General features: G+C 65.1%; 10 protein-coding genes. 5 read left to right on the top strand and 5 right to left on the bottom strand.

The genetic code is table 11. The features are described from left to right. Nucleotides 1–243: 243 nt before the first annotated feature. Complete coding sequence (locus ACSDHM_RS15620; protein ID WP_438915071.1) at nt 244–1287, top strand: S41 family peptidase; 1044 nt, start codon at nt 244–246, stop codon at nt 1285–1287. Then, nucleotides 1284–1610: a hypothetical protein gene (locus tag ACSDHM_RS15615; RefSeq protein ID WP_072167166.1), complete on the top strand. Its 327-nt coding sequence runs from the start codon at nt 1284–1286 to the stop codon at nt 1608–1610. The genes ACSDHM_RS15620 and ACSDHM_RS15615 overlap by 4 nt, the downstream gene beginning before the upstream one ends. 91 nt (nt 1611–1701) lie before the next feature. Here the strand turns inward: ACSDHM_RS15615 and ACSDHM_RS15610 are convergent, their stop codons facing one another. Both ACSDHM_RS15610 and ACSDHM_RS15605 read right to left on the bottom strand, forming a co-directional pair. Continuing rightward, the gene (locus ACSDHM_RS15610; protein ID WP_072167165.1) at nt 1702–3186 is read right to left on the bottom strand and encodes an XVIPCD domain-containing protein; all 1485 of its coding nucleotides are present in this window, start codon (nt 3184–3186) and stop codon (nt 1702–1704) included. Beyond that, complete coding sequence (locus ACSDHM_RS15605; RefSeq protein WP_072167164.1) at nt 3183–3821, bottom strand: hypothetical protein; 639 nt, start codon at nt 3819–3821, stop codon at nt 3183–3185. The genes ACSDHM_RS15610 and ACSDHM_RS15605 overlap by 4 nt, the downstream gene beginning before the upstream one ends. Nucleotides 3822–4506: 685 nt before the next feature. Here ACSDHM_RS15605 and ACSDHM_RS15600 point away from each other — a divergent pair. Then, on the top strand, nt 4507–4941 hold the full coding sequence (locus tag ACSDHM_RS15600; protein WP_072167163.1) for an SseB family protein: 435 nt from the start codon (nt 4507–4509) through the stop codon (nt 4939–4941). 48 nt (nt 4942–4989) lie between these two features. On the opposite strand, the gene ACSDHM_RS15595 is transcribed toward ACSDHM_RS15600, so the two are convergent. Then, nucleotides 4990–6210, bottom strand: coding sequence for a multifunctional CCA addition/repair protein (locus ACSDHM_RS15595; RefSeq protein WP_072167162.1), 1221 nt, complete (start codon nt 6208–6210; stop codon nt 4990–4992). 205 nt (nt 6211–6415) lie between these two features. Beyond that, the gene (locus tag ACSDHM_RS15590; protein ID WP_111200770.1) at nt 6416–8401 is read right to left on the bottom strand and encodes a transglycosylase SLT domain-containing protein; all 1986 of its coding nucleotides are present in this window, start codon (nt 8399–8401) and stop codon (nt 6416–6418) included. A gap of 151 nt (nt 8402–8552) precedes the next feature. On the opposite strand from ACSDHM_RS15590, the gene ACSDHM_RS15585 reads away from it, so the two are divergent. Beyond that, on the top strand, nt 8553–8960 hold the full coding sequence (locus tag ACSDHM_RS15585; RefSeq protein ID WP_088497183.1) for an ExbD/TolR family protein: 408 nt from the start codon (nt 8553–8555) through the stop codon (nt 8958–8960). A 9-nt stretch (nt 8961–8969) separates the two neighbouring features. Here the strand turns inward: ACSDHM_RS15585 and ACSDHM_RS15580 are convergent, their stop codons facing one another. After that, nucleotides 8970–9311, bottom strand: coding sequence for a hypothetical protein (locus ACSDHM_RS15580; protein WP_439426374.1), 342 nt, complete (start codon nt 9309–9311; stop codon nt 8970–8972). Nucleotides 9312–9722: 411 nt separating this feature from the next. Between ACSDHM_RS15580 and ACSDHM_RS15575 the strand changes: the two genes are divergently transcribed. Then, nucleotides 9723–12533, top strand: coding sequence for a TonB-dependent receptor (locus tag ACSDHM_RS15575; RefSeq protein ID WP_404830553.1), 2811 nt, complete (start codon nt 9723–9725; stop codon nt 12531–12533). Nucleotides 12534–12616: the final 83 nt, after the last annotated feature.

Genomic DNA, 12616 nt, shown 5'->3' with positions numbered 1-12616 from the left:
GCAAATCGATCGCTTCGATGTTTGATTCGGGACGCCAATCCCGGTCAGCGCAGGAAGCGCCGACGGGGGCCACCTTGGCGCGTTGTGCGCCGCGATGACATGGGCAAAGTTGCAATGTAGTGACTGCACGCAAGCCGCCTTGCTGCAACCAGCGACCGGGCCGGATACGACGGTTCGCGCGTGGCGCAAGCGATCATGCCCCGGTTATGCTGCGGTCCTGACTCAACGACAAGGAAGCGTCGCATGCAGGTTCGCAAGGGAGTGCGTCGCATCGGCGCGCTGATGTTCGTGTTGCTGGCGACCGGCGCCATGGCCGATACGCCAAGCACGGTCGAGGTGCCCTCGCCGGAGGCCCTGGCCGAGATCCTCAGCCTGCTTGAACGCCAGGCGCTGTATCGCGATCGGGTGGACTGGCCCGCCATCCGCATCCGCCTGCAATCGGCGCAGGCCGACCCCGCGCAACGGCTGGCCGTTCTGCGCGAAGCCATTGCGCTCAGCACCGGCCACCATGGTGCATGGACCACGACCCAGCGCCAGCGTGAATCCCTTGCGCGCGCGCAGCAGGCCGGTGCCGCCGCCGTGGACCAGGCCAAGGCCGTCGATGCGGTGGATGCGCGCATCGGCTGGGTGGTCATCGAGGGCTATGCCCCTATGCCCGGCGCGACGCCGCAGGAGAAATTCCGCCAGGACATCCAGCGCGCCGCGCGGTGGCAGCAGGTAATCCGTAGCAAGGACGACGGCATGCGCTGTGGCTGGATCGTCGACCTGCGTGACAACAGCGGTGGCAACATGTGGCCGATGCTGCTGGGCATGGCACCGTTGCTGCGCACCTCGGTGGTGAACAACGAAGATGTGGGAGCGTTCGAAGCCGCACAGGGGCCGGAGCGCTGGACGTTGACCGCGACCGCTGTACAGCGTGCAGGCAAGTCGGTGCTGGACTTCGGCCAGTCCGGCTATGTGCTGCGGCAGCCCGGCGCGCCGGTGGCGGTGCTGTTCGGGCCGCGCACCGGCAGTTCGGGCGAGGCCTCGGTGCTGGCGTGGCGTGGTCGTCCGCAGACGCGGAGTTTCGGTCAGCCTACTGCGGGTGTATCCACTGGCAATGTCGTGCACACGCTTGCCGATGGCAGTCGCCTGCTGCTGACCACCAGCGTGATGCGGGACCGCAATGATCGTGGTGATGGCTTGAAGATCGAGCCCGACCAGCGCGTCGACGGGGACGCCGCCACCGTGGCCGCCGCCCAAGCCTGGCTGCTGGCCCAGCCCGCCTGCCAAGGCACCCGGTCATGATCCTGATCGGTCAACAGGAACGGGTGCTGATCGTCGGCCCCACCGAAGCCCACCACTGCCTGCGCTGCCAGACCGAAACCGAATTCGCCCCGCAGCTGCGCTACAAAATGGCGCGCATCGACCTGCTGTTCGGCTTCACCTACCAGCGCCGCTACGAACTGGCCTGTACCCGTTGCGAGCACGGCTGGGTGCTGGATACCGAGACCATGGACCAGCAGCTGGGTGGGGTGCCGATCCCGTGGCGGCACCGCTTCGGCCTGCCGTTGATGCTGGTGGTGGTGGCGGGGCTGGCGGTGGCCGGATGGATGTGGCGGCACCTGTAGGCCTCCTAGAGAGAGAGGGCGGGCCGACATGGCCTCAGCAGGTCGTTCCAACGGGCGCCGGCCTCAAGTAGGGCCAAGCAATCACGCTGGCCTAGCCCATGCGCATCGCGGTTCGAATCTGCTCTTGGGTTTGCTCGTGCTGGGCGACCTGCTGTGCCTGCGAAGTCTGCTCGGCCTTGGCGAGCGACTGTTCTACGGGTGTATTGACGGCCTCGCTGACCGCGATCGACGCCCGCAAGTGTGCCGGATTGTCGAGCGCTCCCTGCACGACGAACATGCGAGGGCCTGAACCATCGCTGGGAGGATCGCCCAAGACAACATGATCGACGCGTTCCAGGCCGCTGTGCTTGGCCTTTGCAAGCAGGCTGGCCGTCATTCGCTCGCTGGTTTCATCGAAGCTGCGCCCGTGCTTGGCATCCACGGCAGATACACCGTCGCGAATCTGCCGGTAGAGCGCATGGTCGGGGTGGCCGTCCGTTCGGGGATCCAGGCCTGCCTTGTCCAAGGTTGATTCGATGCTTTCCTGCAATGGACTCTTGGGAGCAAAGCCTGGGTGGCTTAGAGAGGGCGAGCCCTTTTCGGTTGTCTCATGGACCAGACGCTCCCCAGGTTTCAATGCACTTTCTGCGCGCTGCACGGCTTCGGCTTCGCGACGGGCGTACGCTCCGGCTTCCTCAGTGCCGCGAAGGTGATTGACCCCGTCGCGCAGGAGTCCAGGGCCACCGCCGACAAGTACGGTCGCCCCCAGCCGCAACTGGTGGATGTCTTTGCGATACTCCGCTATCCGGCGTAGGTCCTCGGCATCAGTGATCCGCGCCTCGGGGTCGTCCAGTACGGACTGCACTGGGCCCTTGTCGGTCATACGGTCAATGAAGTGAACCATTCGATGGGAATCACCCAACTGGACCGCAACCGCAGCGGACATGACATGGCCGCTTTTCATCCCAAGCGATACGAGCGAGGCGATGCGCTGGCCCTGCTCGGCATCGCGCAAGACTCCCAGTTCCTTGGGGAGTGCGTACATCTCAACCTTGCCGTAATGAGGGCCGGCCGCACTAACCAGGTCGCCCGCCATCACATGGTTGGTGAAGGGCGCCGCATTGGCCGGCTGGCCTTCAGGCAGGCGATACGCCAGCCCGGCAGCGCCGTAGGGGTTGAAGGCGTCGCCAGGAAGATTGTAGTGGTGGGCAGTGATCTGCGCGAGTGCGCCGCCTAGGGAATGTCCAGTGACGTACACCGGGCCATATCCGTTTTCCTCAGCTTGCTTGATTGCCTGCTTGGTCAGTACGAGGGCATCATTAATCTGTGCGTTGACTCTGGCGCTGACCATCGCTGCGTCGACGCCGCCATCAAGTATGGCCTGGCGATCAAACTCGGTGCCTCGGTGGGCGATGATGATCTCGTTGGTCTTGATGTTCCGGTACACAACGCCTTGATAGCCGCTGACTGCGTCACGTCGCCCTAGAACTTCGAAGTCTTCACCATCAACGCGCAGCGATTCCTTATCGCCTGGAGCTGGATGTGACGGTGGGGAGTAGGCTGCATTGGCCAGGGCTGCATTGGTTAGAGGTCTCATGGGACGATTCCTTTCGAAGGAGACGATATCTCTATGGCAAAGTACTTCTGCTTCTCGATATCAGACAATCTGTTGTAGCTATACTGGGACTGCGTTCGCACCCACCCAGGCGTCGAACTCTTTGTTTGCAGGGTCATTTGACTGTCTGCGTACGAAATCGATGTGAGTAGTTTCTTCAGTTCGAGATGGTGGACGGCAACTGATATGAAGCCTTCGCGTCCCTCGGAAATGACTGGGAATGAAGCTCGAATGATGCTGGGTTTCCATTCGCATGGCCCACGCCCGTAATAGTCAGCGACTGCCATGCCGTCCTCGAACACGGTGCTGCTGAACTCGGTTGCACTGACGCGTTGTACTGGGAACTCTACTGACTGCCGTTGGGGGGCGTACTGCACACCCTCGTAGTTGTTGATCGGTGGGAGGCAGAGCGGATCTATCTCGTAGGAGACGAAAACCTTCGGGAGGGTGAGCTCCACAGGCGCATCGTGGACCCGGATCACAATCGGTAGTGCATCCTTGGGTGCAGGATTCTCGCGATAGACCGGGTATGAGCGTTCCTTGTTGCATCCAGTAACGGCCAGTGTGATCAAGGCGATCAACGCCACGTGAGTGAGGGGGGGGGAGGGTTTCAGCATGAGCGGTCCATGTCGCTGATTGAGGTAGGCGCCTCTTCAGGGTTACTACGGGGCACGGTTCTCTGCGCGTGACGATACCGGCAGGATTGCCCTGATCCTTGATCGGCTGGACAGGAGGGAAGGCCGAGGAAGACGGCGCCATGTACCGCGCTACGGTGCACATCTGACAGGTTGCGCTGCTCGTGCTGCCAGCTTCCTTGGCCTTCATCCATGCATGCCTGTGGCGCGAGGCCTTGCGAGGTAGCGTTCATCGGCGTTCCGTTGCTCTACGTCATCCGACTATACGATCCGCTCCAGCCGTGCTCAAAGCTCTCGGTCATGCCAGTCTCAACGTCCTTCCAGGATTGAGTGAAGCGACGCCGGCACAGGGTCAGAAGCGAATCGGACACATTGACGATTTCGTCAAACTGTTGGAGCAGGGTCTTAACAATTACCTCGTCGAACGGCTCAGGGGGGAGCAGCGTTCGCAGAATCAGCGGCCGGCCGTATCCTGCCCGCCGTGCTTTCCTCCCAAGGCCATCAAGATTTCCGCGGCCCCGATTCCCTTTGGCTGGATCCAGACCGGTGAGCGCTGGGCGCTTTGGAATAACGGTCGCCGACGCCCTGCGTGTCCCTGCCAATGCGCTGTCGTGCCTCACCCTAGGCCTGTTAAAGTCTGCCCTGCAACCACGTACCGGAACCGACCATGGACCACGACACCCCGTTCGAACCCCTCAACGACCTCGAGGTGCGCCTGCTGCAGGCCCAGGACGGTACGCTGACCGCAGCGCAGTTCCTCGACGGCCTGCTGACCTCGACGGCGTTCGTGCTGCTGGACAAGGCCATCGGCGAAGATGGCGCCTGGGACGAGAGCATCTCGCCGCTGGTGCTGACCAGCGAGAGCGGTGAGCCGATGTTCGCGGTGTTCACTGCCCCCGAGCGCGCGGGCCTGTGGCACGAGCAGCTGCCGCAGTTCGCGCATGCCATGCCGATCGCGGTGCACGCGCTGCTGGCCGGCATCGGCGAGGGCGTCGGCCTGGTGCTGAACCCGGGCCTGGACGTGGGCATGGAGATGATTCCCGATGCCGTGGCCCAGCTGAAGCAGCGTGCGGCGGCGATTACCCGTGGGATGGCGCATTGAAGCCAGTGATATAGGGGTGCCGGCCAGCGGCCGGCACTACCAGGTGCTTCAGCGGGCGGCGGCAATCGCCTTCACCCGCGCCTTGGCCAGCGCTTCACCGATGGCCGGGCCCTTCAGATGGGTGGTATCCAGATCCCGCGCCTGCACTGACAACGCCGCCTGGTGCAGTCGCTTGAGCGTTTCGCCCTGCGGGTAGTCGGCGTCCTCGAAGCCGAGACGGCCACGCTTGTCGGCTTCGCAGCACAGTGCGATGCGCGCCACGCGCTCCGGCCGGCGCAGCGCATCACAGCGGCCCAGCAGTTCCAGCACGGTGGCATCGCGCAGTTCGTCGATGCGGTGCACGTTCAAGTGCTCGCGACACACCGCTTCAGCCAGCTGCTGGTGCTCGGCTGGAATCTTCAACCGCGCACACAGTGCCTTCAGCGGCTTGATGCCGCGCTGCTCGTGCATGATGTGGCGCGGCCATTCCTCCGGCGGGGTCAGGCCCTTGCCGAGGTCGTGGGTGAGCGCGGCGAAGCCGACCAGGTCATCGCCGGGGGCCAGCTTCGCGGCCATGTCGCTGACCATTTCCTGGTGGATGCCGGTATCGACTTCCGGGTGGAACTCAGCACGCTGCGGCACGCCGTACAGCGCTTCCAGTTCGGGCAGGATCGGGCCCAGGGCATGCGCATCGTGCAGTGTGCGCAGGAAGGCGGAGGGCCGCTCACTGACCAGCGCCTTGCGCAGTTCCTGCCAGACGCGCTCGGGCACCAGCGCGTCCAGCTCGCCACTGGCGGCGACCTCGCGCATCAGCGCCATGGTCTCTTCGGCGACGGTAAAGCCCAGCGGCGCAAAGCGCGCCATGAACCGGGCCGCGCGCAGCACGCGTAGCGGATCCTCAACGAAGGCCGGGCCAACGTGGCGCAGCACGCGTTGCTCGATATCGCGCACACCGCCATAGGGATCCACCAGCGTGCCGGTGTCTTCGTCACAGGCAATCGCGTTGATGGTGAAGTCGCGGCGCTGCAGGTCTTCGTCCAGCGTCACCGCCGGATCAGCATCGACCACGAAGCCGCGATAGCCGCGGCCGGATTTGCGCTCGGTGCGCGCCAGTGCGTATTCCTCGCCGGTCTTCGGGTGCAGGAACACCGGGAAATCGCGGCCAACCGCTGTGTAGCCCTGCGCTTCCATCTGCGCAGGCGTGGCGCCAACCACCACCCAGTCGCGGTCGCCGGCAGGGCGCTGCAGCAGGCGGTCGCGCACGGCGCCGCCGACAAGATAGATCTTCATGGGGGAATGATCGCACGCTAGGCGCAGATGTTCCGGTAGTGCCGGCCGCTGGCCGGCAACCGCAGTCACCCCGAAGCTGCCGGCCAGCGGCCGGCACTACCGATGCAGCGGCCAGCCCGAGCCAGGCCAGCAGGCTCATCGTTTCCCTCCCCACGGAATGGATACCGGGGAATGCCGGCCAGCAGCCGGCAGTACCGTGTTGCGGTCAATCGCCACCCTGCTCGGCGTCGGCCGCGCAGCTGAATTTCTTGCGCTTGTCCACCAGGCGCCCCATCAGGCGGTCGCTCAGCGGCAGGGCATCACCATTGAGGCGCCAGTCGTAGATCACGCTGAAGGCCAGAACGCGGGCAACGTACTCGCGGGTTTCCTTGTAGCTGATGGTCTCGATCCACAGGTCCGGATCGAAGCCCGGGCGCTGGCCCTGCCAGCGTGCGGTCGGGGTCGGGCCGGCGTTGTAGGCGGCGATGGTCACGTACGGCAGACCGTCGTACTTGTTCATCAGCTGGCGCAGGTAGGCGGTGCCGATGGCAATGTTGGTGTCCGGGTCGTACAGGCTGTCGGCGCCGCCGTAGCCGGTCAGGCCGATCGACTTGGCCACGCTGGCACCGGTGGCCGGCAGCACCTGCATCAGGCCCATGGCATTGGCAGGCGAGCGCGCACGCGGAGTGAAGGTACTCTCGGCGCGGATCTCCGCGGCCACCCAGGCCGGGTCGATCGCGTTGCGTGCCGATTCGCGGCGGATGGTGGCGTCGTGATGCAGCGGGAAGCGCAGGTCGTACAGGCGCTGTTCCTGCGGCTGCTTGCCGAGCGCGAACACGGCGCGGTCGAACCAGCCGTTGTCCTGCGCCACGCGCACGGCGAGGCGGCGCTGGGTGTCATCGAAGCGCGACAGCGCGCTGTTCCATTCGGCCACGGCCCAACCGGCGCGGTCGATCTGGTACAGCGCCATCGCGCGCTGGATGGCCGGGTCGCGCGCGATCACCGCCTGTGCCTGTGCGCTGTCGTTCGGCTTCCACGGGCACAGGGTGTAGCCCTGCTGCAGCTTGTCGGCGGCCAGGAAACCGTGGAAGGTCGGTGCGCGTGCGGCTTCGCGGAACAGCGGCTGCGCCTGCTGGGCCTGGCCGGTTTTTTCCAGCATGCGGCCTTCGAAGTAGCGCCAGCGCGGGTCGCTGCGCTGCTTGCTGCCCATCTTGCGGATCGCGGCCAGCGCTGCCGGCCAGTCGCCGCGCGACATCGCTTCGCGCACGCGCCATTCGTGCAGGCGCTCGTCGTAGGCCGATTCGGGTACCGCGTTGAGGCGGCGTGCCGAATCGGGCAGGTAGGAGGCCACCGTCCACAGCGCGATCTGGTACAGCACCTGGCCCTGCTGGTCGGCACTCAGGCCGAGCGCCTGGGCGTACTGCGGCAGCTGCTGCTCGGTGGCGCCGGGGTCGGCCTTGGCCAGCTTGGCCAGGCCATCGGTGGCGATGCGCCGGCTGCGCTCGTTGCGCGGCCAGTTCAACGCGCTGGCATTGGGCTTGTCGACAAAGGCTGCGTAATTGTTCGCCAGCGCCAGGTCGGCGGCGGGCAGGCCGCGTGCGGCGCTGCGCATCACCGCCGGTTGCTGGGCATCGGCGGCGGCATCGATGCGTTCCCAGCGCAGGGCGTCGCTCAGGCCACCCTGTGCCTGCAGTACGGCAAAAACGGCATCACAGCCGTCCGGCAGCGACTTGCCGTTCTTGCGCCACAGATCCTGCGCTTCACTGATCCACTGCGGATCGACCCTGCCCGTCACCTGGCGCGCGGTCAGCTGCGCACAGCGCAGGCCGGGGTTGTCGGTGGGCGCCCAGTTGGCCAGCAGGGTCGGCCAGTCCTGGCGGCGTGCGAGCGAGGGCAGCCACACGCTGCGGAAGGTGCTGGCCACGGCCTGGCCGTCATAGCGCTTGAGGAAGGCCTGCGCCTGCGCGGTATCGACGGTGTCGATGTTGCGCCGCAGGTTGGCGTACTCCAGCCAGCCATAGGCCGGATGGCGGCTGAGCGCAGCGGCCTGGCCAGGATCGTACTGGCCGCGTTCGGCGGCTGCGATCGCGGCTTTCAGCTGCGCGTTCTGGGCATCGAGGGACTGGGCATTGGCGCAGCCGATCAGCAGCGTGGTGGCCAAGGGCAGCAGGGACAGGGCGGTCGAAGTGCGTCGGGTCATGGCGACCAGCATAGCGGGCGATGGCTGAATTCAGTTTCGCATTGCGTGCACGCCCGGCGTCGGCAACGACAGCTGAATGAATCCGCGCAGGCCCCTGCCGCACGGGGTCGCAGGCGTCGTAACGTCGGCCCTGGGCGAACGGCCCGGCTGCAGGGAGCGGCACATGGCGTTCAGTAGCGCAGGAGGAAGCGGCCCGCTGGCGGACATCAATGTCACGCCACTGGTGGATGTGATGCTGGTGCTGTTAATCATCTTCATTGTGACCGCGCCGATCGTGGCCCGGCCGATTGCCGTGCAGTTGCCGCAGGCCACCGATCGCGTGGTTGACCGTCCCGAACCGCCCCCGCCGATCGAGCTGCGCCTGGACGCTGGCAACCAGCTCAGCTGGAATGGCCAGCCGATGGCGATCAGTGAGCTGCAGGCGCGCCTGCAGGCACAGGTGGGCGAACATGCCGGCAACCTGCCGGAGCTGCGCATCGCCACCGATCCGGCGGCCGAGTACGAAGGCATGGCGCGGATATTGGCTGCGGCCGAGGCGACCGGCATGGAGCGGATTGCCTTCGTGCGATAGAGCGTTGTCTCACTGCCGCTCATGCGGTGATTGCAGCATGAGCGGCGCTTGCCCTGCTGACAGTGTCGCATCCAGGATCCGCAGAAAAGCCATTTCAATCTGCGCCGGAACCGGGGTCGGATGTGCTCGCCACCTTCTGGTCTCAGGGTCATGTTCAACGTCGAAAGCGATCAACTCGGCTCTCTCGAAATCCACCACAACCGTCAACCCCTCTCCTGAGGCCGAGGCCGCATCGCTGGGAGAGAGGCAGTTGTTGCACTCGATCACGCCGCCTGCCCTCGATTCGCCTGCCAGAGGAAGAAGCAGCGTGATCACCATCATGACGCTCGGCACGGCAGTTAGTGCTTTCATGATCGATCTTCCCGCGAATGGCTGGAGGTGCGAGTCTGCACCGGGTCGATCAAGCGGGCCTTCTGAATGAAGGAATTTCAGACTATTCCTGAAATGGTTCGGCAAAGGCACTTTCATGCGCGCGGCAGTTTCCGGCGCGCGCTGTCGCGGCCAGCATCAAAGCGAAGGCGGCGGAACATTACCGTCCGGTTCTAAACGGCACTCATCTGACGCAAATGTCATGCAATTGCGTCAATTTCGCGTGAAAGAGTGTCGATCGTCACGCCGCGATTTTTACCGCTTGTTTACAAAGGAGACGCTGCCGCCATGCAGGGGGAGCACGGCAGTCCATGTCCCGACATTCCTTTGGAGAGAGAGCGAATGAATCACCTGCACCACCGCCCGTTGGCGGTTGCCGTCACGCTGTGCGTGATGGCCCTGGCCCCGTTGGGTGCCGCTGCACAATCCACCACCAACCTCGACGCGGTGGAAGTCACCGGTACCCGCATCAAGCGCGCTGAAGTCGAAGGCCAGGTCCCGATCCAGACCCTGACCCGTGGCGACATCGAACGCACCGGCCTGACCTCGATCGGCGAAGTGCTGCAGCAGCTCACCGGATCCGGCTCTGCGCTCAACGCCAAGTTCAACTCGTCCGGCAACTTCGGTTTCCCGCCCGATGGCAGTGGCGTGGGTGCCGGCTCGGCGCAGGTCGATCTGCGCCACCTGGGTGCCAAGCGCGTGCTGGTGCTGGTTGACGGCATCCGCTGGGTCAATGAGTCGTCCGCATCGGGCGTCGGTGCGGCCACCGACCTCAACACCATTCCGCTGGCCATCGTCGAACGCATCGAGGTGCTGGAAGACGGCGCGTCGTCGCTGTACGGCTCCGATGCCATCGCCGGCGTGGTCAACATCATCACCCGCCGCGACTTCGATGGCGGGCAGGTGACGCTGAACTATGGTGAGTACAGCAAGGGCGACGGCACCCAGAAGGGCGTGGACCTGGCGTGGGGCAAGAGCGGTGATCGCTTCAGCCTGTTCCTGGGCGCCAGCTGGACCAAGCAGGACCCGGTATTCGCCAAGGATCGCGAGCAGTCACGTTTCCCGATTCCGGGCACCGGCCTGGCCTTCGGCAGCGGCGGCATTCCACAGGGCCGCTTCGCCTTCGTCGACCCCAACACCGGTGCCGAGCAGGACATCGTGCCCAACAGCGGCGTGCCCAACCCGCGTTACGACGGCAGCGCCGGCTGCAACCGCAGCGATGACTACCACTGCTTCACCAGCGCCGACCGCTTCAACTTCGCCGAATACAACATGGTGCTCACGCCGTCCGAGCGCAAGGGCCTGTTCGGTCAGTTCCGCTTCGACATCACTGACAACGTGCAGTGGTACATCAAGGCACTGGGCAACCGCCGCGAGTCGACCAACCAGGCCGGCCCCGAGCCGCTGTTCTTTGGTCCCGATGGCGCCACCGGCAATCCGTTGGCCGACAACATCGTGGTCTCGCGCCTGAACCCGTACAACCCGTTCGGCTTCGACCTGGTGTCCTCGGGCAACATGAGCCTGATCGGCCGTCGCCCGGTGGAAGGCGGTGCGCGCGTGTTCAAGCAGGAGGTCAACACGACCTACGTGGCCACCGGCCTGGTCGGCAACTTCCAGGCGGCCGACCGTAGCTGGTATTGGGACGTCAACGGCATGTACAGCAAGAACAAGGCCGAACAGACCAACTACGGCAGCTACAACATCTACAACGTCAACATGGCGCTGGGTGACCCGGCGGTGTGCGCGGCTACCCCGGGCTGCGTGCCGTTGAACATCTTCGGTGGCGTCGGTTCGATCACCCCGGACATGCTGAAGTGGATCCAGCCGGTGGTGCGCGACCGCAGCCAGAACGAGCTGAGCCTGTTCACCGCCAACCTGTCCAGCGAGCTGTTCTCGCTGCCGGCCGGCCCGGTGTCCTTCGCCACCGGTTTCGAGTACCGCAAGTACGAGGGCTGGTACCAGCCGGATCCGCTGACGGTGATCGGCCACTACAACGGCGTGCCGTCGCAGCCGACCTCCGGTTCCTACGACGTCAACGAGGCCTACCTGGAGTTGAGCGTGCCGATCTTCGCCGACTCCTCGTTCGGCAAGAAGCTGGACCTGAGCCTGGCCGGCCGCTATTCGGACTACTCCACTTTCGGTGGCGAGTTCACGCCCAAGTACGGCCTGCGCTGGCAGGTGACCGATGACTTCGTGCTGCGCACCACGTACGCCGAGGGTTTCCGCGCACCGTCCATCGGCGAACTGTACGGCTCGGCCGCACGTGCCGACCTGCAACTGTTCGATCCGTGCTCGGTGGGCCTGGGCGGTACGCCGCCACGTGGCAGTGCCGCCAATTGTGCCGCGCTGGGCGTGCCGGCCGGCTTCCAGCAGGCCAACTCGCAGATCTCGGTGACCACCGGCGGCAATCGTGATCTGGAACCGGAGCGCTCGCGCAGCTTCAGCACCGGCTTCGTGTGGAGCCCGTGGTTCGGCAACAACGCGTCGTGGTCGGAGCGCTTCGATGTGGAGGTGACCTTCTACCGCCACGCCATCGATGGTGCGATCCAGGCCATCAACGCGCAGACCCAGCTGGACCTGTGCGTGGACACGCTCGACCCGCTGTACTGCGATGGCATCACCCGCGCCAGCACCGGTGCGGTCAGCAGCTTCAACAACCGCCTGACCAATCTGGGCTCGATCAAGACCGACGGCTGGGACGTGGACCTGTTCTGGACGTTGCCGCAGACCTCCTTCGGTCAGTTCAAGCTGGCGTGGAAGAACACGTTCGTCGGTCGTTACGAAGCCACCGGCGCGGCCGGGCAGAAGCAGCCGCAGAAGCCGGGCGTGGAAGTGGCCGACAGCTCCATTCCGGAGTGGACCAGCAACGCCAGCATCGCCTGGACGATGGACCGCTGGAGTGCGAACTGGACGGTGCGGCACATTTCCGAGCTGACCGAGAACTGCGGCGATGCCGTGGCATTCCCGGTGTGCAGCAACCAGGCCGACGGCACCAACACGCTCTCGGCCACCACCTTCCACGACATGCAGGTGGGCTACAAGATCGACTGGATGAAGGGGCTGCAGCTGACCGCGGGCCTGAACAATGTGTTCGACAAGGATCCGCCGATCTGCCTGTCGTGCTCGTTGAACGGGTATGACGCCTCGACCTACGACATCCCGCGTGGCCGTTACTGGTACCTGCGCGCGGACCTGCGGTTCTGATGTGAGGGGGGCAGCGCCGGTCAGTTCCGGCGCTGCCTTGCGGATGTAGCGCCGAGCCCGCACTCGGCTGATTCTCTGAGCCG

Source organism: Stenotrophomonas sp. T8, from assembly GCF_051853085.1.
Lineage (GTDB): Bacteria > Pseudomonadota > Gammaproteobacteria > Xanthomonadales > Xanthomonadaceae > Stenotrophomonas > Stenotrophomonas sepilia.
Note: the sequence above shows the minus strand (reverse complement) of the source record. Positions and strands in the feature narration are given on the sequence as shown.